18 protein-coding genes and 1 tRNA gene are annotated in these 24,131 nt (G+C 54.4%); 9 read left to right on the top strand and 10 right to left on the bottom strand.

Annotated elements, in window-relative coordinates:
- Nucleotides 1-32: 32 nt before the first annotated feature.
- Nucleotides 33-2,279 carry an adenylate/guanylate cyclase domain-containing protein gene (locus FHS21_RS19485; RefSeq protein ID WP_112526859.1) on the top strand — a complete coding sequence of 749 codons (2,247 nt, stop codon included), beginning with the start codon at nucleotides 33-35 and terminating at the stop codon, nucleotides 2,277-2,279.
- Between the two features lie 34 nt (nucleotides 2,280-2,313).
- A complete protein-coding gene (locus FHS21_RS19480; protein ID WP_183663704.1) occupies nucleotides 2,314-3,135 on the top strand; it encodes a methyltransferase domain-containing protein in 822 nt (273 codons plus the stop codon).
- A gap of 529 nt (nucleotides 3,136-3,664) precedes the next feature.
- Here FHS21_RS19480 and FHS21_RS19475 read toward each other — a convergent pair.
- Nucleotides 3,665-7,468 (bottom strand): vitamin B12-dependent ribonucleotide reductase, encoded by a 3,804-nt coding sequence (locus FHS21_RS19475; RefSeq protein WP_112530202.1) that lies wholly within the window; start codon nucleotides 7,466-7,468, stop codon nucleotides 3,665-3,667.
- 643 nt (nucleotides 7,469-8,111) lie between these two features.
- The gene (locus tag FHS21_RS19470) at nucleotides 8,112-8,606 is read right to left on the bottom strand and encodes an NUDIX hydrolase (RefSeq protein ID WP_112530204.1); all 495 of its coding nucleotides are present in this window, start codon (nucleotides 8,604-8,606) and stop codon (nucleotides 8,112-8,114) included.
- 221 nt (nucleotides 8,607-8,827) lie between these two features.
- On the opposite strand from FHS21_RS19470, the gene FHS21_RS19465 reads away from it, so the two are divergent.
- Nucleotides 8,828-9,871, top strand: a complete 1,044-nt coding sequence (locus FHS21_RS19465; protein ID WP_183663712.1) for a magnesium and cobalt transport protein CorA — start codon at nucleotides 8,828-8,830, stop codon at nucleotides 9,869-9,871.
- Nucleotides 9,872-9,875: 4 nt separating this feature from the next.
- Here the strand turns inward: FHS21_RS19465 and gpt are convergent, their stop codons facing one another.
- From gpt to FHS21_RS19445, 4 genes are all read right to left on the bottom strand, one after another.
- Nucleotides 9,876-10,373: a xanthine phosphoribosyltransferase gene (gene gpt, locus FHS21_RS19460; protein ID WP_112530208.1), complete on the bottom strand. Its 498-nt coding sequence runs from the start codon at nucleotides 10,371-10,373 to the stop codon at nucleotides 9,876-9,878.
- Between the two features lie 144 nt (nucleotides 10,374-10,517).
- The gene (locus FHS21_RS19455) at nucleotides 10,518-11,360 is read right to left on the bottom strand and encodes a universal stress protein (protein WP_158482198.1); all 843 of its coding nucleotides are present in this window, start codon (nucleotides 11,358-11,360) and stop codon (nucleotides 10,518-10,520) included.
- 108 nt (nucleotides 11,361-11,468) lie between these two features.
- Nucleotides 11,469-12,218: a competence/damage-inducible protein A gene (locus FHS21_RS19450; protein ID WP_112530212.1), complete on the bottom strand. Its 750-nt coding sequence runs from the start codon at nucleotides 12,216-12,218 to the stop codon at nucleotides 11,469-11,471.
- 111 nt (nucleotides 12,219-12,329) lie between these two features.
- Nucleotides 12,330-12,415, bottom strand: a tRNA-Leu gene (locus tag FHS21_RS19445).
- Nucleotides 12,416-12,616: 201 nt separating this feature from the next.
- Here FHS21_RS19445 and FHS21_RS19440 point away from each other — a divergent pair.
- Nucleotides 12,617-14,113: an ArnT family glycosyltransferase gene (locus tag FHS21_RS19440; RefSeq protein ID WP_246411105.1), complete on the top strand. Its 1,497-nt coding sequence runs from the start codon at nucleotides 12,617-12,619 to the stop codon at nucleotides 14,111-14,113.
- A 4-nt stretch (nucleotides 14,114-14,117) separates the two neighbouring features.
- Here FHS21_RS19440 and FHS21_RS19435 read toward each other — a convergent pair whose 3' ends face one another.
- The 3 genes from FHS21_RS19435 to FHS21_RS19425 all read right to left on the bottom strand — a co-directional run bounded on the left by FHS21_RS19435 (nucleotide 14,118) and on the right by FHS21_RS19425 (nucleotide 17,140).
- Nucleotides 14,118-15,620: a tripartite tricarboxylate transporter permease gene (locus FHS21_RS19435; RefSeq protein WP_112530214.1), complete on the bottom strand. Its 1,503-nt coding sequence runs from the start codon at nucleotides 15,618-15,620 to the stop codon at nucleotides 14,118-14,120.
- A 9-nt stretch (nucleotides 15,621-15,629) separates the two neighbouring features.
- Complete coding sequence (locus FHS21_RS19430; RefSeq protein ID WP_112530216.1) at nucleotides 15,630-16,091, bottom strand: tripartite tricarboxylate transporter TctB family protein; 462 nt, start codon at nucleotides 16,089-16,091, stop codon at nucleotides 15,630-15,632.
- Nucleotides 16,092-16,162: 71 nt separating this feature from the next.
- Nucleotides 16,163-17,140, bottom strand: coding sequence for a tripartite tricarboxylate transporter substrate binding protein BugD (locus tag FHS21_RS19425; protein ID WP_112530218.1), 978 nt, complete (start codon nucleotides 17,138-17,140; stop codon nucleotides 16,163-16,165).
- Between the two features lie 239 nt (nucleotides 17,141-17,379).
- On the opposite strand from FHS21_RS19425, the gene ade reads away from it, so the two are divergent.
- The 4 genes from ade to FHS21_RS19405 are packed head-to-tail and all read left to right on the top strand — an operon-like array spanning nucleotide 17,380 to nucleotide 21,529.
- Nucleotides 17,380-19,185 (top strand): adenine deaminase, encoded by a 1,806-nt coding sequence (gene ade, locus FHS21_RS19420; protein ID WP_162701931.1) that lies wholly within the window; start codon nucleotides 17,380-17,382, stop codon nucleotides 19,183-19,185.
- Complete coding sequence (ilvA, locus tag FHS21_RS19415) at nucleotides 19,182-20,441, top strand: threonine ammonia-lyase IlvA (protein WP_112530222.1); 1,260 nt, start codon at nucleotides 19,182-19,184, stop codon at nucleotides 20,439-20,441. Before ade ends, ilvA begins: the two co-directional genes overlap by 4 nt.
- A gap of 9 nt (nucleotides 20,442-20,450) precedes the next feature.
- Complete coding sequence (locus FHS21_RS19410; RefSeq protein ID WP_112530224.1) at nucleotides 20,451-20,996, top strand: DUF1697 domain-containing protein; 546 nt, start codon at nucleotides 20,451-20,453, stop codon at nucleotides 20,994-20,996.
- Nucleotides 20,993-21,529 (top strand): DUF1697 domain-containing protein, encoded by a 537-nt coding sequence (locus FHS21_RS19405; protein WP_112530226.1) that lies wholly within the window; start codon nucleotides 20,993-20,995, stop codon nucleotides 21,527-21,529. Before FHS21_RS19410 ends, FHS21_RS19405 begins: the two co-directional genes overlap by 4 nt.
- Here the strand turns inward: FHS21_RS19405 and FHS21_RS19400 are convergent.
- Entirely contained in the window at nucleotides 21,505-22,929 is a 1,425-nt protein-coding gene (locus FHS21_RS19400; RefSeq protein ID WP_112530228.1) for an aminotransferase-like domain-containing protein, read from the bottom strand. The two genes, FHS21_RS19405 and FHS21_RS19400, sit on opposite strands and share 25 nt — an antisense overlap.
- A 113-nt stretch (nucleotides 22,930-23,042) precedes the next feature.
- Between FHS21_RS19400 and FHS21_RS19395 the strand changes: the two genes are divergently transcribed.
- A complete protein-coding gene (locus FHS21_RS19395) occupies nucleotides 23,043-23,906 on the top strand; it encodes a DMT family transporter (protein WP_112530230.1) in 864 nt (287 codons plus the stop codon).
- Nucleotides 23,907-24,131: the final 225 nt, after the last annotated feature.

The following is a 24,131-nucleotide window of genomic DNA, read 5'->3' as shown; positions in this document are numbered from 1 at the left end:
CGGAGTGCGCTGCATTCCGCGAGGGGCCGGATATGGAGCGCCACCTTGCAGCCGTCCTGATCGCCGACGTCGTTGGTTACAGCCGTTTAAGCGAAATCGACGAAGAGGGTACGCGTGCCCGTTTCCAGACCGATTTTCAACAAATCTTCGAGCCCAAGATCACGGAACACCACGGTCGGCTGGTCAAAACGATGGGTGACGGCATATTGGCCGAATTTCACAGCGTGGTCGATGCGCTGCGCTGTGCGGTGGATATTCAGCAGGATAAAGCGAAGCGAAACGCCACTGCATTGCCTGGAGAACACCTGTTTTTCCGAATTGGCATCAACCTTGGCGATATCATCGTCGAAGGAGACGACATCCACGGCGAGGGGGTTAACATCGCCGACCGGATGCAGAGCTTGGCGGAACCGGGTGGTATCGCACTCTCCGGCACGACCTATGATCATGTAAAATCGAAGATTGCATCCCTTGGCTACGCTTTCCTTGGCGAGCAAAAGGTCAAAGGGATTGCAGAGCCAGTTCGCGTGTACCGCGTCGTGCTCGATCCGGAAGCGAAGGGGGCGACCACCAGGACAAGGCGATACCAGAGCCGATGGAGCCTTACGGCGATGACCGCTGTCCTGCTGGTGGTTTTGGGTGGCGCTGGAGCTGGGTGGCTGACGAACCGCTTGTTGGATGAGCCACCCAGCTCACAAAACGTGTCTAACGACACTAGACCCTCGTTGGTTGTGCTGCCCTTCGATAATCTGAGCGACGTCGCCGAACAAGGTTATCTCGCCGATGGCATCACAGAGGATCTAACGACAGAACTTGCCCGAGTTTCCGGGCTTTTCGTCGTCTCACGCAATGCCGCCTTCACCTACAAGCAAAAGTCACTCCGGCCTGTTCAAATCGCGGCTGAACTCAAAGTTCGCTATCTGCTTGAAGGAAGCATTCGGCGCATCGGCGACGAGATGCGGATCAACGCGCAACTTATCGATGCGACCACCAATGGGCATATCTGGGCAGAACGATTTGACGGGGCGTGGAATGAGGTATTCGCGCTGCAGGACAAAATGGTCGGTGAAATCGCAACGGCGTTGAAGCTGCGCCTGGTTTCGGGCCAGCAGGCAGCCAAGATTGCAGGTGGCACAACCAACGCCGCGGCATACGAATCATACCTGCGTGGCCGCGAACTCGAATTCAGAGAAAGGCCGGAAGATTGGGTGGACGCGATAAAACACTACGAACAGGCTTTGGCGCTCGATCCGAAGTTCGGAAACGCGGCTGCGGGACTCGCCTGGATTTATAGGGAAGCACAGTGGTCCGAGGCGCGATCGAAACTTCTAGGGCTTTCGTCCAACGAAGCTCGAAACAAGGAAAATGCATATTTCAGGGCGGCCGCTGAAAATCCATCTCCGATGTACTACAGGATCCTCACCGCGAAGTTGAACATGCAGCAAAGGTCTGATGAGGCGATCGTGGCCGCAGAGCGGGCCATTGCGCTCGATGCGAGCGATGCTGAAAATTACGAGTCGCTGAGCATTGCCATGATTTACAATGGCAGGGCGATGGATGGCCTCGGCTACCTTGCAGCCGCTTCCCGTGTTGATCCATTTTGGTCGCGCTGGCGTTACCTCCTTGCGGGTCAAGCCTATTTTTCACTTGAACGATACGGGGAAGCTGTCGCCGCGTTGGAGAAGATCGAACCAGAGACGAAGGAAACTACCTATTGGGATTTTTGGCCCAATTACGATGGCCTGGTGTTGCTCATTTCGGCCTACGCGCAGCTTGGGCAAAGCGCGGATGCGGCGAAAGCCCGAGAGAGACTGAAACCCTATCTGGCAATCGCACAAGACCCGGAATTTACGGGACTGATGGCGGCGGGAGCTTTTCCATTCAAACATTACTCCGATCTCGAACGGGTGCTAGCGGGCCTGCGCAAGGCAGGCGTCCCAGAATTGTCATTCGGTTTCGACCCAAAGTCGCCGAAGCGCCTTGACGGAGCTGCGATCAGGACATTGCTCTTCGGTCACGAGGCCCACGGACGCAACCTTGAGTCGGGCGACGCATATCGGCGGGTTACCGCTGACGATGGCGCAACCCGCGTCTTTGTGGGTGATTGGTCCGACACTGGCCAGAGTTGGTTAGAAGGAGATTTTCTCTGTTTCCTTTACCCGTCACGGTGGCGAACTTGCGGTGTCGTTTTCCGCAATCCTGGCGGCACTTCGGCAGAAAAGACCGAGTACCTGTTCATCACTCAATGGGACAGATTCGAATTCTCTGTTGTGAAGTGAGAGCCGACTGCATGTGGTTAATTCGGAGGATGTCATGAAGCCCAGTGATCCCTATGCCGTCACCGACAAACTCGATGACACTCTTCTGCAGGTGATCGTCACGCGACTGGAGACGCGTGGCAAGCATCCGATCTTCGACGGAATGCTACGCGATTACCTTGATGCCATGGAGATAGACACCGCAAAATCCGTCCTTGACCTCGGGTGCGGCACGGGTGTCGCCGCTCGGGCGATCGCTCGCCGCCCACGGTTTGCAGGACGTGTACTCGGGATTGATCTCAGTGAAGCTTTGGCAAGGGCAGCCAGCAAACTGGCAGAAGATGAAGGGTTGGGCGACCGCACGGAATTTCGCGCGGGCGACAGTCGCAAGCTCGAACTCGCCGACGGTGCCTTTGATGCTCTAGTGGCACACACTCTGTTGAGCCACGTCGACGACCCGATAGTTGTTCTGAAGGAGGCGGCGCGGCTCGTTCGACCCGGCGGTATGATCGGTATCTTCGACGGTGACTACGCATCCCTGACATTTGGACATGCCGATCCAGTCAAGGGCCAAGCCTACGACAATGCAGTCGTCAGCGGCGTGGTAACCAGCCCCCGGGTGATGCGGCAGATGCCTCGCCTCGTTGAGGCGGCCGACTTGCAGCTTGTCACCACGTTTCCCTACATTCTCGCCGAAGTTGGCAAAGCCGATTTTTGGGCACCAGCCATTGAATCCTTCCGCCGACTGCTACCCAAAGCCGGCGTCATGACCGATGTAGAGGCAAATGCCTGGGCCGAAGGCCTGCAGAACGACTCTGCTAACGGTGTCTTTTTCGGTGCAAGCAATTTTTACGGCTACGTCATTCGACGGCCATAGGCTCTGATACACAGCGAGGTTTTAAAGTTCTAAATACTGTTAGTTCATTTTCCATGCCTGCTTGTCTCCCCCTCGACTTGCCTGAGTCTCACAGTCGGCATCTATGACTGATTTCAGTATCGACCCATGGCTGCCTGCTTTAGCCAAGTCAGAAAGGCCCAAACGCTCAGCGCCGGGCCTTTTGACCATTCTAAATCAGGCTGAACTGGGACATATGGACCTACTTGGTCGACGTTTTTCGTTGCCGTGGGGCCATATCAGGCTGCTCGAGTCAACAAGACACCAACCTACTTTTTGCCGACGTCATCAGAAGTGTTCCCGCAACCGCTGCTATTCTGGCAAGTGCCGTTTCAGACGACATCGCAGCGCGAGAGGCCACGTTCTTAGTCTCCATCGTTGGGTTCCCCAACACGGGGAACCCAATTTTCTGCGGAAACAATTTTCCGGTAAGCCTTTGACTTTGCTGGTAGGAGAACGGAACTTTGGCTCCTAACTACAGAACTTTGGGTCTCCCACTAAGTCGGCATGCTCACGAGCACCCGGATGTATTTCCACAGGTGTCGCACTTCAAGCACGTCCCATTACGGACCATCGTGAAGTTCGAGCATTCCGAGCAACTGTCGCCGGTATAGCCCTGCATCATCGATTTGATGCGGCGATCCGACATCACCTTCTTTGCTTCGGCTTCAGCCTTGGCTTCTTCAGCTGCGGCTTCTGCATCCGTGTCCTCGAACAGGGCAGACGCCGGAGTTGCTTCTGCCTGATCCTTTGCACGCTCCTCATAGTCGCGTTTGAAGGCTGTCGATTCCTGGCTGACCACTGCAATCGTTGGTTTTGCAGCGATCGCAGTTACAGTGCGGCTGGCGAGGGTCGTGACATTTGATGACGCAGTTGCCTTGGGCGCATTGACGGCGCCTGTTCCCCCTGCGCTGCTAAAACCCTTGGGGTCAGCTTTGTTTGGCGAAACGACAGTCAGAGAAGCGCCGCGTGTCAGGCCCTTCGAGACTGGCTGGGTCTTGCCTTCGGAAATACCGCGGCCAAGCGAGGTGTTGGAGAAGTCGGACTGGTCGACATGGGCAAGATCATGGCGGTCAAGATAGGAGACAGCGAGCTCCCGGAAGAGGTAATCGAGGATCGACGTAGCGTTCTTGATTGCATCATTACCCTGAACCATGCCTGCCGGTTCGAATTTCGTGAAGGTGAAAGCCTCCACATATTCCTCCAGCGGCACGCCGTATTGCAGCCCCAGCGAGATGGCGATGGCGAAGTTGTTCATCATTGCCCGGAAGGCGGCGCCTTCCTTGTGCATATCAATGAAAATTTCGCCGAGACGGCCATCGTCGAACTCACCCGTCCGCAGATAGACCTTGTGACCGCCAACGACTGCCTTCTGGGTGTAACCCTTGCGGCGGTTCGGCAACTTCTCACGATCATGGACATAGCGTTCGACAATACGTTCTACGATCTTTTCGGTGACCTGAACGGCACGGGCAGCTGCTGGCGCTTCGATCAGCGCCTCGATTGTATCGTCTTCATCCTCGTCATCATCGGCGAGCAACGAAGAATTGAGCGGCTGTGAGAGTTTGGAGCCATCGCGGTAGAGGGCATTGGCTTTCAGTGCCAGCTTCCAGGAGAGCATATAAGCAGACTTGCAATCCTCGACGGTTGCTTCGTTCGCCATGTTGATGGTCTTGGAGATCGCGCCGGAGATGAAGGGCTGGGCCGCAGCCATCATGCGGATGTGGCTGTCAACGGAAAGATAACGCTTGCCGATCTTGCCGCAAGGATTGGCGCAATCGAAAACCGGGTAATGCTCTTCCTTGAGGAAGGGGGCACCTTCAAGCGTCATCGCACCGCAAATGTGGATGTTGGCGGCCTCAATTTCCTTCTTCGAGAAGCCGAGTGCCGGCAATATCTCGAAGGAAATATCGTTGAGCTGCTCGTCAGTGAAACCGAGAACATTCTTCGCAAAGTCTTCGCCAATCGTCCACTTATTAACCGCGAACTTGATGTCAAAGGCCGACTTCAAAGCCGTGTTGAGCGTGGCAATGATCTCGTCGGTGAAGCCTTTGGCTTTCAGCGAACCGGGGTTGATGCCGGGTGCCTGATTGAGATTGCCATGACCAACAGCGTAAGCTTCGATCTCGGCGATCTGGCTCTCCGAGTAGCCCAAGGTGCGTAGAGCTTCCGGCACGGCACGATTGATAATCTTGAAGTAGCCACCGCCGGCCAGCTTCTTGAACTTGACCAGCGCAAAGTCCGGCTCGATACCTGTCGTATCGCAGTCCATGACGAGGCCGATGGTACCTGTCGGCGCGATAACTGTAGCTTGCGCGTTACGGTAGCCATGCTTTTCGCCAAGCTTTAGTGCCTTGTCCCATGCTGCCTTTGCATGCGTGACCAGATCCTGATCCGGGCAGTCAGCCGCAATCAAAGCGACAGGATTTACAGCAAGGCCTTCATAGCCCTGGTTTTCGCCATGCGCGGCGCGGCGATGGTTGCGGATGACACGCAGCATGTTGCCAGCATTCGGCGCATAGCCATTGAACGCACCGAGCTCCTTAGCCATCTCCGCGGATGTAGCATAGGCGGTACCGGTCATGATCGCGGTGAGTGCACCGCCAATAGCGCGGCCTTCGTGGCTGTCATAGGGGATACCCGAAGTCATCAGCAGGCCACCAATATTGGCGTAACCCAGACCCAGCGTGCGATACTCATAGGAGAGCTTGGCGATTTCCTTGGAGGGGAATTGCGCCATCATCACCGAAATCTCGAGTACGATCGTCCACAGACGAGCGGAATGCTCAAAGCCGGCAACATCGATCTTGCCGTCCTTGCCGCGATAGGTCAGGAGGTTGATCGAGGCCAGATTGCAAGCCGTATCGTCCAGGAACATATATTCCGAGCATGGGTTGGACGCGCGGATCGGACCAGCAGCCGGGCAGGTGTGCCAGTCATTCATCGTGGTATTGAAGTGCAAGCCTGGATCAGCCGATGCCCAAGCGGCATAACCGATCTTTTCCCAAAGATCGCGTGCCTTCAATGTCTTCATTACCCTGCCGTCCTTGCGGGCGGTCAGGTTCCAGTTACCGTCGTTTTCGACGGCGCGCAGGAATTCGTCCTTGAGCGAAACAGAATTATTGGAGTTCTGACCGGCTACCGTCAGATAAGCTTCTGAATCCCAGTCGGTATCATAGGTCTTGAAGTCGATATCCGTGTAGCCTTGCTTGGCAAATTGGATGACGCGCTGGATATAATTCTCTGGAACCTGATTTTTCTTGGCGGCCTTGATCTCACGCTTCAGCGCTGGATTTTTGGTTGGCTCGTAGCAGTCGCCATTGTCGGCTTCGCAATTGACGCAAGCCTTCATGATGGCGGCGAGATGCTGCTTGACGATCTTGGAACCAGTGACGAGAGCTGCAACCTTCTGCTCTTCCTTCACCTTCCAGTCGATATATTCCTCGATATCAGGGTGATCCACGTCAACGACGACCATTTTGGCCGCACGGCGTGTCGTGCCGCCTGACTTTATGGCGCCGGCAGCGCGATCGCCAATCTTCAGGAATGACATCAGACCAGAGGAACGACCGCCACCAGACAGTTTTTCGCCTTCGCCGCGAAGGAAGGAAAAATTTGAACCTGTACCGGAACCATATTTGAACAGGCGCGCTTCGCGAACCCAAAGGTCCATGATGCCGCCTTCATTGACCAGATCGTCCGCGACAGACTGGATGAAGCAAGCATGCGGTTGCGGATGTTCGTAAGAAGATTTGGACTTGGTCAGCTTGCCGGTGTCCGGATCGACATAATAGTGGCCCTGACCGGGACCATCGATGCCATAAGCCCAGTGCAAGCCTGTATTAAACCATTGCGGCGAATTAGGTGCAACGCGCTGGGTGGCGAGCATGTAGGCAAGCTCGTCGCGGAAGGCTAGGGCATCGGCTTCGCTATCGAAATACTTGCCCTTCCAGCCCCAATAGGTCCAGGTGCCGGCAAGACGATCGAAAACCTGGCGCGCATCCATCTCGGAGCCGTAGCGCTCTTCGGTAGGCAACGCAGCCAAGGCTTCTTCATCGGCAACCGAGCGCCACAACCAAGAAGGAACCGAGTTTTCCTCAACCTTCTTCAGCCTGGCAGGCACACCGGCCTTGCGAAAATACTTCTGTGCAAGAATATCTGCGGCCACCTGACTGAACTGGGCCGGAACATCGATATTCTCCAGACGGAAAACGATTGATCCGTCCGGGTTCTTGATCTCACTCGTCGCTACACGAAATTCGATCTCCGCATAGGCTGATTGATTCTCTTTGGTAAAACGCCGTTCGATCCGCATCTTTCTCGTCCTTGTCTCTATATATAGTATCCATCAGGCGCCATGTGAAGAGTTGTGCGCGAATGGACACAATTCCGCCCTAACCGATTCCAACCCCTGAAACCGGCCGCTACACTTTCGCCCTTGATAGACGCGGTTGCCCGCGTCATTTCCGGGCTTGGTGGCCCTAATTTTGACGCCTGTTGTGTGATTCTTTCCCCTTAAGGACTGTCACACTATCTGGTAAATATTCTGCCTGTAAACACTAAATATAGTGTTAATTGGCCATTTACCCAACAAAATAATCGACTTGCGCGCAGACGTTCTTTCCGTCCAGACGTGATCCATCCCTTGCACGCGCGCTGGAGTGCAAGCTCTGGTAAACACTGGATAAACTGGAAAAAGGCCGGTTACAAACACTCCGGTCACGCCACTAACGCAACGCCGTTCACCATAAAAAATGACTCGCGTGCAAGCGTCAAGTCATAGTTTTTTACATAATTGTGACCGCAATATCTTGTGTGTCACATATGTGGATAACGGGGAGAAACCTAAAGAAATTTTTGCCGGCTAGCGGCGTGCAAAGTTTCTGGGGAAAGGCCATCACACTGGGAAAATTTGAAAATTTGAATGAGATGCAAGCGCATTGTAAGCGTCGCGGCGCTCAGCGATCGGCTAAAGCCCCAAGATCAAAGCTTGCAAGAAGGTTTTTCAGCCCGGGTTCTTCTACCCGTTGGGCGGCCTCGTCGACGCCTACCCAATCGAGCCGACGTTCGCCGCGCTCAGGCCAATTCTTTTCCTGGTGCGAAAAATGCATAGGAAAAACATCAACGATGAAATCGCCGGATTCACCATCACACACATCGTGTTTTTCGTACGTGTATGTACCGATAGAAAAGGGCGCCACGTCGCCGCGCACGCCTGCTTCTTCATAGGCCTCCCTTTGCGCGGACTGTGCAAACGTCTTGCCGACCTGTGGCCAACCCTTGGGTAGAACCCAGCGGCCGGTTCCTCGGCTCGTAATCAACAAGATCTCAGGTCGATTTTTCTTGCGGCGATAAACGAGTGCAGCGACCTGGCAGATCCTGCCATCCGGCATTTCGATCCGCTTGTCAGATACGATTTCGTTTAGATAGGTTACGTTCAATGTTCCGCTCATTCCAGCTTGTTTTCAGCAAGTGTGAACCGATTCGAATAATCCGCAATCGTTCTTTGGCTACAGTTTGCTGCTTATATGCGACTTATGACATTTTTTTGAACAGCAGTGCAAAAAAAATAGATCGAAATTTCCAGCGGATGTCGCGAGAGCTCGACCAACGGATAACTGGAAAGGTTGAGTTACAAAGGATAACCTGCGAGAAACCACAAATGGGAGGGGCAATGACATCTTCCAGATCGTCGTTCGAAGAGGCTTCGCGACCTTTCGGTGCTACAGATTCACCAGAGGATGAAAACGTTAGTGTCGTCGCGTCATGTGTTTACGCCAACGGCCAACGCATAGCAGACATCTCGATCGATGAAGCAGGAACGTGGACTCAAAAGGAAGGACATGTAGTCTGGATCGGGTTGTTAGAGCCGAACGGGGAACTTCTGCACCGGGTTCAAAAGCAATTCGGCCTGCATAGCTTGGCTATTGAGGATGCGGAACACGCTCATCAGCGTCCAAAGCTCGAGCAGTATGGTGACGCAATTTTTATCGTGGCGCGAACGGCACAACTGATCAATGGCCGTGTCGAGTTTGGTGAAACGCATGTTTTCCTTGGTAAAGGATATATCGTGAGCGTTCGCCACGGAGCGTCGACGTCGTATGCGGCCGTGCGGCAGCATTGGGAGACATCCCCTTATGCGCTCGCAAAAGGCGAGGATTTCATCCTTTACGCAATTCTGGATTTTATAGTCGACAATTACATGCCGGTGCTGGAAGCGATTCATGATGAAGTGGAATCGATCGAGGACCGTGTACTCGCGAAACCTATGACCAGCAGCGATATCGAACGACTGTACATGCTGCGCCGGGATCTTTTGCGCCTGCGCAACGCGATTGGACCGCTTGTCGACGTGTGTGGACGATTAAGCAATACGGATCTGCCGCAGATACAGACAGCGATGCAGCCTCATTTCAGAGATGTCACCGATCACGTCCGCACCGTTCAGGAGAAGATCGATGGTTTGCGTGAGGTTTTAGCCTTTGCATTTGAAGCGAGCTTACTCGTTGGCCAAAGTCAGGAAACCGTGATTTCCAAGCGTTTGGCCTCATGGGCGGCGACACTGGCTGTGCCGACAGCTATCGCTGGCATATACGGCATGAATTTCAAGCACATGCCAGAGCTTGATTCTCCCCATGGGTATTACTGGGTGTTGGGAGCGATCGGGCTAGTGTGCTTGACTCTATACTGGCGGTTCCGCAAGAGCGGCTGGCTTTAAAATGTTATCCGCCATGGCCCTTGGTGATCGGTTCCTGGTAGGTCAGACCCATGTCCCACGGGAAATAGATCCAGGTATCCTGTGAGACTTCCGTCACGAACGTGTCGATAAGCGGGCGCCCCTTGGGTTTCGCATAAACGGTAGCAAAATGCGCTTTCGGCATCATTTCGCGCACGATGGCAGCGGTCTTGCCTGTATCGGTCAGGTCATCAACGACCAGAATGCCTTCGCCTTCGTTCTCTAAGAGCCGTGGATCAACATTCTTCAGGACCTTGAGTTCTCCTTGCTCGTCGTAGTCGTGGTAGGACGCAATGCATACCGTCTCGATCATACGAATGCCAAGCTCGCGACAGATGATGGCTGCCGGGACCAATCCACCGCGCGTAATCGCGACCATGGCGCGCCATTCACGCTGCATGCCGGCAACACGCCAGGCCAAGGCGCGGGCATCCCTATGGAATTGGTCCCAAGAGACCGGAAAAGCTTTGTCGGGAAGGGACATGGCGCACTCCATCAGAAAAATGCAATGTAGCGGAAAATCCGCCAGGAATGCATCCCGCAATAGCGGTAAATGCAAGCCGCTGGCAAGCCGCTTGCATTGTCCGCGATCTTTTCTGACAAGAAAAGTGTGATTATTGCGGCCTGTTCAGCGCGACATCAATGTCAGGCAGGGCATATCGGCCATTATAGAGCTGGTTACACCTCCGAACACCCATTCCTTTAACCGAGACTGGCTATAAGCCCCCATTACGAACAATGACGCATTGTTTTCTGCAATCCAGCGTCGCAGTACCTTGTCGGCAGATTCAGAGTTCGAATTGATTGTGTGGGGATGGACATTGACGCCGTGGCGACGAAGTGCGTCGGAAAGCGGTGTGCCGGGGATATCGACATTCGGATCGTTGGATTTCTTTGGATCAACCCAGACGATATCGACACTTTCAGCCTTGAGCAGTAGTGGGAGTGAATCGAATGCAGCGCGCGATGCTTCGCGCTTGCCATTGAAGGCAACAACGACACGATCGATCTTTTCCGGCAGTTTCGTTTTGTAAGGGACAAACAAAACGGGTCGGCCGCTTTCCATGACGAGTGGGTCGGTGACGTCGTTGACGCTATCTGGATCATCAGGATCAGGTTGACCGGCAATTATGATGTCGGCTCGAAGGGCGCTTTGCGTAACACCGGCGGACGGACTGCTGCTTTCGGATCGTACAATGCGGAACTCATGGGAGATGGTTCCAGTGGACATCTCCGCCCCAAAAAGAGCTGAAATCGCTTCGGAGTTTTCCTTGTGGCGCTGTTCATGGGCTTCGAACAATGTCGTGTCGGCAAAACCCGTGGGATCGGCATAAACAATCGGCGAGGGGATCGTATAGAGGCCGATAATATGCGTGCGCTCGCTGGACGAAGCGATCAACCTTGCGGCGCCTATAACCTTCTTTGCCTCACGCTCGCTGCGAATGAAAGCGATGATCGTCCGAAATGCCATGTTGGCCTCCATAGGTTTTTTGCATTCGTCGCATCAGGCAACATTATACGCCTTCCGCGCAATAGTTGCTTTTGTATTTTGGACAACTTGCGTTGATCGAAGAGCCGTTCATTGTGCAGATTGAGAAGCGATATTCGCAACCATTTCTTTCACAGCCGATTCAGCCGCAAGAAGTTTTTCTTCGTCGCGCGCCCTGATAACCAGTTCCGTCGAGAATTTGCCGTTTTCGTATTTTGGATAAGAACCGATGATCGTATCTGGATGAATTGCCTGGATATTCCGGAGGGAAACGGCGATCGCACCCTCGCCAAATGGGCAGTTCACTGAACGGGACAACAGCTTCTTACCCACTTTCAATGTTGGGATAACATTGTCGAGCATGGCTTGAAAAACCGAAGGGACACCTGCCATCACGTAAACATTGCCAATATGGAAACCAGGTGCTGTTGAAACAGGATTGGTGATGTGCGCCGAGCCGCGCGGCATTCGCGCCATGCGCTGGCGGCTTTCGGTGAATTCCATCCCGCGTGCTGCATAATTATCGCCCATGAGTTTCATCGCTGCCGTGTCGTGTTCACAAGGGACATCAAACGCTTTTGCAACTGCATCAGCCGTTATGTCGTCGTGCGTTGGTCCGATCCCGCCGGACGTGAACACGTATTCATAACGTTCCCGCAGGGCATTCAGCGCTTCGACAATGCGATCCTCTTCATCCGGAACGATGCGGACTTCTTCAAGATCGATACCGACGGCTGTGAGAATATCAGCTAGGTGACCGATGTTCTTGTCCTTTGTCCGACCTGACAGCAACTCATCGCCGATCGCCAGCATGGCTGCGGTCACAACTTCATCAGTCATAAAAAATCTCCTAGCGGGAAAGCGACCGTAATTCTCCAAACGGATCGTCGCAAGCCATTTCGCTCAGGAAAGGCGAAGGAGCAAAAGTCAAGACCAGCGGCACTTGAGCGCTGGTGCGGACGGCGGGACTTGAACCCGCATGACCTATGGCCGACAGATTTTAAGTCTGTTGTGTCTACCGATTTCACCACGTCCGCGCATTTATGCTTTTCAACGGTTAAGGCGATTCCGTCAACGGTGATTTGCGATATGAGTGATCAGCTCGGTCGAAAAGCGCCATTTCAAGCTGACGCCGCCATTTGGTTAAACCAGCACCCTACACCTAAGGTCTCAATCTCTGGTAGATTTGGGCTGCGACCTGGACTAGAACGCGAGGTCTTCGAAGCAAAGAAATCGCTATGTCCGCTGTTCCATTTCAATTTCCGCTCGCAAATTTGATGAAAGTAGCGTCGCGAAATCCGGCACTCTTGCTGGTTCTTCTCTATTTTGCGTTCCAGGTCTTTTTTCTGACGACGATTTCGAATGGCGCGGGAGTGGATGACGCGGAGCAATTAGCCTATGTCGGTGCTCTGCAGTGGGGATATGGCGGGTCGCAGGCGCCACTCTATACGTGGATAAACAGCATCGCTGGAAATCTCTTCGGAATCAGCATGTTTACCATCTATCTCGTCAAGTTCGGTATGCTTGCGAGTTCATTTATCAGCGTCTATTTCGGCGCACGTCTGCTCGGCCTGTCTAAATCGGTAGCTGCTGCTGGCATGCTCGGCATATTCCTGCTGCCTCAAATCGCGTGGGAATCGCAACGGACGCTGACTCACTCAGTAGGAGGCACCACCGGCTGCGCTTGGGCATTTCTCGCCTTCGCCTGGCATATGAAATCCCGCTCCTGGCATTCGGCTGCACTGCTGGGGCTCGGCATCGCTTCGGGTCTACTCGGAAAATTCAACGCGAGTTTCTTCCTTATCGGGCTCATTTCGGCTGGCTTCTCCATTCCCGAATATCGAGCCGTTCTTTTGATGCGGAAGAGCATTCTGGTGCTGCTAGTGTTCATTGCAGCCATAGCGCCTACAGGCTTGTGGACGCTTTCGCATACAGAGAACCTGTTGGCGCGGTCACATAAATTCGAGATAGGTGAGGGCGGCAATTTTGTTATCAGTCGTCTTCACGGCGAGTGGAAGCTCTTTCTCAATGGTGTTCTCTTTTCGGGAATAGCGCTGGTTTTCTTTGCAATCGCCTGGTGGCGAAGCCGGGCAGAACAGATATCCTCGCCTCGTCCTTGGAATGACGCCGAAAAATTCGTAGGCCGAACCTTGCTGTTTGCGCTGGCGGCTGTTTTTGTCGGTGTCCTCATCAGCGGTGCTGCCGAGGTGAAAGATCGCTGGCTCCAGCCGGTTCTGTTCTTGAGCCCGCTCTATCTGGCAACGCTTTTGGGGCGCTATATCCGAACTGACTTGCCGTTGAAACGCTTCGCGATTGTCGGTGCGATCTGCGGCCTTATCGTAATTCCAGGATTGGCGGTGAATATACTGTATGCGCGTGACGGTAAGGCGCCTTCTATTGGCCAGCTGGACTACGCGAAGCTTTTCACAGTGACGCGCGCCGTGGGAACTTACCAGACCGTCGTGTCAAATGGTCCCCAATTACCGGGAAATCTGCGTCTTTTCGACAGTTCAATCATTCCGGTGCATCTGGAAATGCCGAATGCCGTGTCACGCATCCGCTTCCCGGCACTTTTTGTCTGGTTCGGCGACGGGATGAATCCGGCTGTGTTAAGTTTGCTGAACGGCGCCGGTATCGCCGCGCCGCCAGCAGACGTCAAGCAGGTGGATCTCACGTATAAATATTATCCCGATCAGTCAGCGCGGGTGAGCTATTTCATCGTTCCAGCAAAGTGAGGCTCTAGTCTTCGACAAAAACCTCATCGCGTTTCTTGCGGATGCTTGGCAGCAGCACGACCACGAGAACGGCTGCTGCGAGTAACAAGAGCCCAAGACTGATAGGGCGATTGAGGAAGGTCATGGGATCGCCGCGCGACATGATCATGGCCCGGCGAAGATGCTCCTCCAGAAGCGGTCCAAGCACAAAGCCGAGCAGCAGCGGCGCCGGTTCGCAGCGGAGTTTTGCCAGCCCGTAACCGATGAGACCGAAGAAGGCGACAGCATATAGATCGAACACATTGGAATTGACGCTGTAAACGCCGATTGAACAGAAGGCGATGATGGCGGGAAACAACATGTAGTAGGGGATGGTCAACAGCTTAACCCAAAGCCCGATCAGCGGCAGGTTAAGCAGAATCAACATGAGATTTCCGATCCACATGGAGGCAATGATCCCCCAGAACAAGGCAGGTTGTTCGGTGGCAACGTTGGGACCAGGAACGATACCTTGAATGATCATGGCGCCGATCATCAAGGCCATGACCGGATTGGCCGGAATGCCAAGCGTCAGCATCGGGATGAACGATGTCTGCGCGCCGGCATTGTTGGCAGATTCAGGGCCCGCCACCCCGGCGACAGCACCCTTGCCAAATTCGCCCGGCGTATTCGAGATCCGTTTCTCGACCGTATAGGATGCGAAGGACGCAAGAATTGCTCCGCCACCGGGCAAGATGCCGAGGGCGGAGCCAATTACCGTTCCGCGCAAGATCGGTGCGGTCATTTCTTTCCAGTCCTGTCGCGTGGGCCAGAGGTTGGTGACCTTTTTGATCATCACATCGCGGTCATGCTCGTTTTCAAGGTTACGCAGAATTTCGGCGATGCCGAATACGCCGACTGCAAGCGCAACGAAATTCAACCCATCAGACAATTCGAGAATTCCGAGATTGAATCGTGGCGTACCGGTATAAATATCTGTCCCGACGAGCCCGAGTAGCAGGCCAAGAACCACCATGCCGAGTGCTTTGACGACGGAACCATGGGCGAGAGCGACGGACGAAACGAGGCCGACGATCATCAGCGAGAAATATTCCGGCGACCCGAATCTCAAAGCGACGGCTGTCAATGGCGGAGCAAACACAGCTACCAGGATGGTGGATACTGTTCCGGCAAAGAACGAACCTATAGCCGCAATTGAAAGTGCAGCCCCTGCGCGGCCCTTTCGCGCCATCTGGTATCCATCGATGGCAGTGACTGCCGACGAGGATTCGCCAGGCATGTTGATCAGGATGGCGGTAGTTGAGCCGCCATACTGTGCGCCGTAGTAGATGCCCGCCAGCATGATGAGTGACGAGACTGGTTCGAGCTGAAAGGTGATAGGCAAAAGCATGGCGATCGTTGCAGTCGCACCGATACCGGGAAGCACGCCGATAAGCGTACCGAGGATGACCCCGATGAAGCAGAACAAAAGGTTGTAGGGCGAAGCTGCAGTCGCAAATCCGAGAACGAGATTGTTAAGAAGATCCATTTCGCGGCCTCACTGCCCAAGCCAGGGGCCAAAACGCCGGAAGGGCAGGCCGAGCGCATAACTGAACACGATTACAGAAAACAATGTCAGGCCGCCAACCAGCAGGAGCGCGGTTCCGGGACGCATCTTCGTACTTGCAAAAGCTGCAACCAATCCCGTCAGAAAAAGTGATGGCACGAAGCCTAGTCCACGGACGGTGAGGCCAAACAGGATCGGTGCCGGCAAAATGAATAGCATACCGCGCCATGCAATTGGCCCCATTGGTTCATGCTGTAACTGAGTACCCTGAATGATGACGATTATGCCAAGAAGGATAAGGATTCCGGCCAATACAAACGGAAAATAACCTGGTCCCATGCGGAGTGCTGTGCCAAGTTCAAGGCCATATGCCTGTATCGCAAAGAAAAGGCCTATGAATATAAACAGTGCGCCGCAGATCAAATCGCGCGAACTAAAACTAAGATTTCTCATATGTTCCCCACGGCCGTTTGACGCTATAAAAAAGGGCCGGAAGCGCTCTCCCACTTCGGGCCCATGGTCTGCTAATCAGCGTATTGGCCGGCCGCCTCAATGACCGGCTTCCAGCGGGTCACTTCGCTTTCAAGCTTTGACTTCAGCCCTGCAGGCGTTGCTTCCGCATCAGTCGAGGGCACCGTGCCCAGTTCAGCAAATCGAGCGATGATGTCGGGGTCTTTCAACGCTTTTTGCAGGGATCCCGAGAGTTTCTGGGTTACCTCTGCAGGGGTTCCCTTTGGCGCGTAAATGCCGTGCCAAATACCTACCTGCATGCCCGGCAGGCCAGCTTCCGCGACGGTTGGAACATCGGGAAGGGCATCGAGTCTCTTGGCCGATGTCACTCCATAGGCTTTGATCGTACCGCCTTTGATCTGTTTGGTTGTATTGGTGGTCTGGTCGCACATCAAATCCACCTGACCACCCAGGAGATCTGTCATGGCAGGACCAGTGCCTTTGTAAGGTACAGTTGTCAGTGGCGTCTTGATCTCACTCATGAACAACATCCCGCAAAGATGGGAGGCAGCGCCAATACCGGCATTCGCAAGGGTGATCTTGTCGGCATTTGCCTTGACGTATTCAACAAGGCCTTTGAGATCAGTCGGCTCGAAATCCTTCTTTGCCACAATGGTCATTGGAACATCTGTGACCAGCCCCACATATTCGAAGGCGTTGAGCGTGTCATAGGGCAGCTTGCGATATAGCGTAGCGCTGGTTGCCATGCCGATGTGATGCAGCAACAGCGTGTATCCATCCGGGTCTGCCTTCGCCACCTGGGAAGCCCCTAGCGTGCCACCTGCTCCGCCGACATTTTCCACGATGATCTGCTGACCGAGGTCCTTTGACATGCTTTCGGCGACAAGTCTGGTAACGGTATCAGTTGGGCCGCCCGCCGCGAACGGCACGACCATGGTGATACTGCGTTCAGGATAACCCTGCGCAAATGCGCTACCCGAGATGAGGGCAATGGCAGCTGTGGCGGCCAGTGAAGTAAAGAGTTTGAGCATTAAATTTCCTCCCAGAACAACGCTTGTGAATTGCCGCAGTCAGCCAACATTTCTCCCCGGTCATTGGCAACTCCGTTTTCGACGCGGCGCATGAGACCTATCGGACGCAACGATCGTGGTTCTGTCAAGCAATTCATGGATTTCTCCGAATTTTTTGAGAATTCCACTGTGAACAGGGCAGTCACGTTGTTTTTTGGTATATGCATATTCGAAGAGATCAGGCGATCGGAGTGATGACGATGAGCAAACAGGCAGGCAAACCAGCGACATGGACGGAATCAGCGCCGTTGCTCGTGGATGTTGCGATGGGCCGCAAAGATGCGGATCTGGTTGTCCGCAACGGTCGTTTGGTAAGCGTCTATTCCGGAGAAATCATCGCTGGTATTGATCTTGCCATCGTGGCCGGGCGCTTTGCCTTTGTCGGGCAAGGAGCGGAGCACTGCATCGGGCCGAAAACGAAGGTCGTTGACGCGGGTGGACGTTATCTGGTGCCTGGTCTGTGCGACGCGCATATGCATGTCGAAAGCGGTATGGTCACGGTGACTGAGTTTACGCGGGCCGTCATTCCTCATGGCACTACTTCGATGTTCATCGATCCGCACGAGATCGCCAATGTGTTGGGGCTCGATGGCGTCCGCCTGATGCACGACGAAGCGCTTGCCATGCCGATCAATGTGCACGTGCAGATGCCGAGTTGCGTTCCATCGGCGCCGGGATTGGAGAATGCAGGCGCTTCTATAAGCCCGGACGATGTTGCCGAAGCGATGACATGGCCCAATATCATCGGTCTCGGCGAGGTGATGAACTTTCCTGGCGTCGCCAACAACGATGCAACTATGCGGGGTGGCATTGACGCCACCGTAAACGCCGGAAAGACTGTTGGAGGGCATTTCGCATCGCCTGAGCTTGGGCGAGCCTTCCATGGATATGTTGCGGGTGGTCCTGAAGATGATCACGAGGGTACCCGTATGGAGGACGCCATTGCCCGTGTGCGCCAGGGTATGCGGGCTATGCTCCGTCTTGGATCCGCTTGGTATGATGTTGCCCGCCAGATTAAAGCGGTTACGGAACAGGGCCTTGATCCCCGCAATTTCATCCTGTGCACCGATGACAGTCACTCCGGCACGCTTGTAAACGAAGGTCATATGGACCGTGTTGTGCGTCACGCCATAGCCCAGGGGCTAAAGCCTGTGACGGCGATCCAGATGGCGACACTCAATACAGCGCAGCACTTTCGGCTGGAGCGGGAGATCGGCTCAATCACACCGGGACGACTTGCAGATTTCCTTATTGTATCAGACTTGCCAAATCTGACGATCGACCGTGTTTACGCGCGGGGCGTGCTTGTGGCGGAGAAAGGTAAGCTCATCGCTGAGATTCCGGCCTACAACTATCCGGCATTCGCAAAGAATACGATCAAGCTCGGGAAAAATTTGAAGGCCAAGGATTTCGATATCAAGTCTCCGAAACCAACAAAGCAGATTACCGCGCGTGTGATCGGCGTCATTGAAAATCAGGCGCCGACGAAAGCATTGGAGGCGGAGTTGTCAGTCTCCGACGGCATCGTCCAGATGGATCGGCGCAATGATGTCTGCCAAATCGCCCTTGTCGAGAGGCATCGCGGAACGGGGAAGGTGGTTAACGGCTTTGTCTCCGGCTTTGGCTATACGCTTGACTGCGCCATGGCCTCAACTGTCGCCCACGATAGCCACCATATGATTGTCGTCGGCACCAACAAAGAGGATATGGCCAAAGCTGCCAATAGGCTTGGTGAAGTTGGCGGTGGTGTGGTGCTGTTTTCCAAGGGCCGAGAACTTGCCATGGTGGAAATGCCGATCGCAGGCCTGATGTCTGACCAGCGTGCCGAAATCGTCGCAGCAAAAGCTGATAAACTCGTCAACGCCATGCGCGCGATGGGCTGTACTCTCAACAACGCCTACATGCAGCATTCGCTGCTGGCGCTGGTGGTCATTCCGGAATTGCGTATATCTGATGTCGGGATTATCGATGTCCGGACATTTACGAAGGTTGACCTGTTCCTATGACTGCATTCATCAAGGCCGTGGATCGTGCGACGGAAAAAATGCGCGTGCTGTTTCCCGAAACACCGCTCCAACTCAACCACTATCTCTCCCACAAATACGGTGCGCAGATCTGGCTTAAGCGCGAAGATCTTTCACCTGTGCGGTCCTACAAGATCAGGGGCGCGTTCAATTTCATCTCTCATTATTTGAGCGAGCACAAGTTGGAGGATTCGTCCTTTGTTTGTGCCTCGGCTGGAAACCACGCGCAGGGTTTTGCCTTCATCTGCCGGCATTTTGGCAAAAAGGGTGTCGTATTCATGCCGGTGACGACGCCGCAACAAAAGATCGACAAGACGCGCAGTTTTGGCGGCGAGTTCATCGAAATTCGTCTGTTCGGAGATATTTTCGATCAATGTTACGCCGCTGCGCAGGACTATGCTGCCGAGAGCGGGGCAATTATGGTTCCGCCTTTCGACCACATGGATATCATCACCGGGCAAGCAACCGTGGCGCATGAAATCGCCACGCAGTTGCCGGACAAACGCAAGCCCGACCTGATGATCCTGCCTGTGGGAGGTGGAGGGCTTTCCGGTGGCGTTACACGCTATCTTGCCGATCTCGGCTGGGAGACCCGCTTCCGCTTCGTTGAACCAGCCGGTGCGCCAAGCCTGAAACGCAGTCTCGAAGCAGGCAAACGTATCAAACTCGACACCGTGGACAATTTCGTTGACGGCGCCGCAGTTGCGGAGATTGGCCGTGAAAACTTCAAGTTACTCAAAGGCTTCACAGCAGACTCTGTGACTTTGATTCCAGAAAACCGCCTGAGCTCGACTATCCTTGAGATGCTCAACATAGAGGGCATCGTCGTAGAGCCGGCCGGCGCTCTCGCCATCGATGCGCTCAAGGATTTCAAGAAGAGCGATATCAGGAACAAGCGGATCGTTCTGGTAATATCCGGCAGCAATTTCGATTTTGAACGCCTGCCGGAGCTGAAGGAGCGGTCACTGCGATACGAGGGATTGAAGAAGTATTTTATCTTCCGTTTTCCCCAGCGGCCCGGCGCTTTGCGGTCGTTTCTTGACCTTTTGGGACCTGAGGATGACGTTGCCCGTTTCGAATACCTCAAGAAGTCCGCGCGTAATTTCGGTTCCGTCCTCATCGGCATCGAGACCAAGAACAAGCTCAATTTCGACATGCTGTTCAAACGTTTCGATGAAGCAGGTTGGGCCTATCAGGACATCACCGATAATGAGACCATTGCCGGATTGATTATCTGAGGAGGCATAGTGACCTGCTGGATCATTCTGTTTCGCGGTGTCGGTGGGGATACGTTGCTTCCCGTGCAGCCATTGAAAGCGGCCTTGGTCGAGGAAGGCTTTGAGTCCGTTGTAACCTATATCAACACCGGCAATGTCGTTCTTACCTCAAACGATAGGCCAAAGCGCATCGCTAAGCGTGTGGCTACGACGGCATTGGAGCATTTTGGCTTCTCCAAGCACATCATGATCGTCAGTAGGGCGGAATGGGCCAAGCTCATTACCCAAAATCCATTCCCGCTGGCTGTGAGTGAACCGGCCAAACTTCATGCCTATGTTCTGGAGCGGACACCTGATGCAGAGGCGGTGAAGGCGTTGGAGCAAAAAGCGACAGGGCCGGAGCAGTTCGAGATAAGGGGAAGGGTGCTGTATTATTACGCGCCGCATGGTGTTTCGAATGCAAGACTGCATCCTAAGATTGAAAAAACATTGAAAGTTGCAGCTACCGCGAGAAACTGGAATACAGTGCTCAAGCTGGCCCATTTGGCTAAGCAAATGGCGGGGGATGCAAAGTGACTATCTATATTGTGCTGTTTCGCGGCATCAATGTTGGCGGCAACAAAAAAGTTAAGATGGAAACACTGCGGGACATGCTTGTCGAGGCGGGCTTCGAGGAGGTGAAAACCTATGTACAAAGCGGCAATGTCGTTCTCAGGTCCAACAAGACGGCGCGCCAGATAGCCGAGGCAATTTCGGACCTTTTTTTGAAAACGTTCAGTTTCGAATCGCGTGTCTCCATCCGCAATATTGATGAATGGAACTGTATGATCGCGAAGAATCCTTATCCCCAAGCCCAAGAAAATCCAAAGTCGCTTCACGCCGTCATTCTTGATGAAGACCCGACTGACACTGCGCTTGAAAATTTTGCCAGCAAGGCGAGTGAAACCGAAAGTTTTACTGTCAGGAACCGTGTTCTTTACCTCTATACGCCCGACGGTTTTGGCACTTCAAAACTCGCCCTCGCACTCGACAAGGCGCTGAAAGTGCCGCTCACCGCACGCAACTGGCGCACCGTCTTGGCTCTTCAAAAACTGGCAGAAGCGGCCTGATCGGCAATCAGCCTTTCCAGTACCGTGAAAATACGCGGGTCGTTGCACTGCGCCACATTGAAACGCATGTAGGAAGAAGCGGCCTGCGACTGGCTGAACACGTTACCTGGCGCAAAAATGACCCCTTCTGCCAGTCCGCGCTGCGCAATTTTCGCAGCATCCACGCCTTCGGGCAGTTTGCACCACAGAAACATGCCGCCGCGCGATTCGATCCAGGGAGCCAGGCCGAGCGGCTTCAGCTTGGCGATCGTTTCGCCCATGCTCTTTGCCAGTTGCGCGCGCAGGCCGTCCATGTGCTTGCGATAGCTTCCATCCTTCAGCATGAACAATACGAGTTCTGCACCCAGGCGTCCGCCGCCAAAGGATGTAGCGATGCGCAAATCCACCAGCCCCTCGATCCAGTTGCGCCGCGCAGCGATGAAGCCGCAGCGAACAGATGCCGATAGCGATTTGGAAAAGCTCCCGATGTGCACGACTCGATCGAGCCCATCGAACGCTGCGAGCCGAGGTGCTGGTTCATGTTCGAAATCGGCAAAAATATCATCTTCGATGATTGTCAGATTGTACTGTTCTGCAAGCTTGAGCAGCCGATGGGCAACGACGGGCGAAAGAACTGCGCCAGTCGGGTTATGCAGGGCGGAATTGGTAATGTAGACGCGCGGCCGGTGTCCCGAAAGCGCTTCCGCAAATCGGTCGAGGTCGGGACCGTTCGGCGTGTAAGGTACCCCGACCACCTTGGCTCGATGCGCCTTGAGCAAGGCGTGGAAGTTGAAATAACACGGGTCATCCACGATGACGGCATCCCCAGGCTCAATCAGGAAACGGCAAAGCAGATCAATTGCCTGTGTCCCTGATTCCGTCAACATGATCTGGTCGGGAACCGCCTCAATGCCATGTCCATCCATGCGGCGTGCAAGTAGTTGGCGCAATGGTTTCAAGCCTAACGGCGATGCATAGTCGGTGAGGGAGGACTCATCCGCCCTTGCCACGGCGCGCAGGGCGCGACGAATTCCTGCTTCAGGCATCCATGAGGAGGGCAGCCAACCACAACCGGGCTTTGCCGTGGTGCTATTTGCATCCAGTGACGTGCGTGACACCCAGAGAGGGTCGATGGCATGGTCAAGCCGCGGCCCGATTTCGGCCAGTGACAGAGGCGGCAGATGACCGGCGACATAAAAGCCCGAGCCGCGTCGCGACAAGATGATGCCTTCGGCCGCGAGCCGGTCATACGCCTCGACAATTGTCGATTTCGATACTGACAACGTCTTGGCAAAACTGCGTATTGAGGGGAGCTTTGCTCCCGGCGTGAGTGCGCGCCCGGCAATGCGTTGACGAACCTCGTGCATCACGCGATTGACCAGCGTACCGCCTTCGAGCTTGAGTTCAACGGTTTTGTCCATCCGTACTGCTTGCCATCCCATGACAGTTTGCGTGTATTGTACTGTACCGTATCTGGAAAATCCACTGCATAGGGTTGATACAGCCTACGATGTGATCGCATGGCAGAGAAAATATGGACAAGGTAACAAGCGGCTGGATTAACGGATTTATCGGCGTACTCATTTTCAGTGGGTCGTTGCCCGCCACTCGGGCGGCCGTTGCTGGATTTGATCCCATCTTCGTGACCGGTGCGCGTGCCACGATTGCAGCTGCGCTGGCGCTTGCCCTGCTAGTAGCCTTCCGCGAAAAGCGCCCGATGAGGACGGATCTCGGCCCGCTATTCGTAACTGCCATGGGTGTCGTCGTTGGCTTTCCGCTTCTGACTGCACTGGCGCTACGCCATATCACATCGGCTCATTCCATTGTGTTTATCGGGCTTTTGCCGCTTGCAACCGCCATTTTTGGTGTATTGCGCGGCGGTGAGCGCATGCGTCCCATGTTCTGGCTGTTTTCCTGTGCGGGCAGCCTACTCGTTGCTGGATTTGCATTGACGCAGAATTTCGCGGCCTCGCTAACCGGCGATCTTTTGATGTTCGCGGCCATTGTCGTTTGCGGGCTTGGCTATGCAGAAGGTGCCCAGTTGTCGCGCAAATTAGGGGGCTGGCAGGTGATATGCTGGGCGCTGGTCCTTTCTCTACCAGTCATGTTGCCTCTGACCCTCTATGTTTTCCCGTCGGATTTGAGCGTCATCAAGCAGCCCGCCTGGATTGGCCTCTTCTACGTCTCGCTTTTTTCAATGCTGATAGGTTTCATTTTCTGGTATCGCGGGCTGGCTCAAGGCGGAATTGGGGCTGTCGGTCAACTGCAGTTGCTGCAACCCTTCTTCGGTCTCGTTCTCGCTGCGGCACTGCTGCACGAATCCGTCAGCTGGCCGATGATTGCCGTCACCATTGCAGTGATACTATGCGTGGCGGGCGCTAAACGGTTCGCCAGATAGCTGGTCCTTTTGCGCCGCACAATAAAATCGTTTGCTTTTTGGCGTAAGAAGGCCCATATGCCGGTCAGGCGCTTGGACCGGGCAATCCGGTCTTCCGATTGAGGACTTCGTGGCGTCTGAGACCCATCCGCATGATGCGGTGGGCACGGCTGCGCAAGTCGCATGAACCCAAGCCATTGGCGTAGGGTTCCTCGCGTCTCGTCGTTTATCCCAAAATTATTGCAC

Origin of the sequence: Phyllobacterium trifolii (genome assembly GCF_014192095.1) — a bacterium.
Lineage (GTDB): Bacteria > Pseudomonadota > Alphaproteobacteria > Rhizobiales > Rhizobiaceae > Phyllobacterium > Phyllobacterium trifolii.
This window is presented reverse-complemented; position numbering and strand designations above follow the sequence as displayed.

Excerpts from the sequence above, each read along its gene's own strand:
- FHS21_RS19485 (WP_112526859.1), top strand. The coding sequence starts at position 33 with ATGGAGCGCCACCTTGCAGCCGTCCTGATCGCCGACGTCGTTGGTTAC.
- FHS21_RS19480 (WP_183663704.1), top strand. The coding sequence starts at position 2,314 with ATGAAGCCCAGTGATCCCTATGCCGTCACCGACAAACTCGATGACACT.
- FHS21_RS19475 (WP_112530202.1), bottom strand. The coding sequence starts at position 7,468 with ATGCGGATCGAACGGCGTTTTACCAAAGAGAATCAATCAGCCTATGCG.
- FHS21_RS19470 (WP_112530204.1), bottom strand. The coding sequence starts at position 8,606 with ATGAGCGGAACATTGAACGTAACCTATCTAAACGAAATCGTATCTGAC.
- FHS21_RS19465 (WP_183663712.1), top strand. The coding sequence starts at position 8,828 with ATGACATCTTCCAGATCGTCGTTCGAAGAGGCTTCGCGACCTTTCGGT.
- gpt (WP_112530208.1), bottom strand. The coding sequence starts at position 10,373 with ATGTCCCTTCCCGACAAAGCTTTTCCGGTCTCTTGGGACCAATTCCAT.
- FHS21_RS19455 (WP_158482198.1), bottom strand. The coding sequence starts at position 11,360 with ATGGCATTTCGGACGATCATCGCTTTCATTCGCAGCGAGCGTGAGGCA.
- FHS21_RS19450 (WP_112530212.1), bottom strand. The coding sequence starts at position 12,218 with ATGACTGATGAAGTTGTGACCGCAGCCATGCTGGCGATCGGCGATGAG.
- FHS21_RS19440 (WP_246411105.1), top strand. The coding sequence starts at position 12,617 with ATGTCCGCTGTTCCATTTCAATTTCCGCTCGCAAATTTGATGAAAGTA.
- FHS21_RS19435 (WP_112530214.1), bottom strand. The coding sequence starts at position 15,620 with ATGGATCTTCTTAACAATCTCGTTCTCGGATTTGCGACTGCAGCTTCG.
- FHS21_RS19430 (WP_112530216.1), bottom strand. The coding sequence starts at position 16,091 with ATGAGAAATCTTAGTTTTAGTTCGCGCGATTTGATCTGCGGCGCACTG.
- FHS21_RS19425 (WP_112530218.1), bottom strand. The coding sequence starts at position 17,140 with ATGCTCAAACTCTTTACTTCACTGGCCGCCACAGCTGCCATTGCCCTC.
- ade (WP_162701931.1), top strand. The coding sequence starts at position 17,380 with ATGAGCAAACAGGCAGGCAAACCAGCGACATGGACGGAATCAGCGCCG.
- ilvA (WP_112530222.1), top strand. The coding sequence starts at position 19,182 with ATGACTGCATTCATCAAGGCCGTGGATCGTGCGACGGAAAAAATGCGC.
- FHS21_RS19400 (WP_112530228.1), bottom strand. The coding sequence starts at position 22,929 with ATGGACAAAACCGTTGAACTCAAGCTCGAAGGCGGTACGCTGGTCAAT.
- FHS21_RS19395 (WP_112530230.1), top strand. The coding sequence starts at position 23,043 with ATGGACAAGGTAACAAGCGGCTGGATTAACGGATTTATCGGCGTACTC.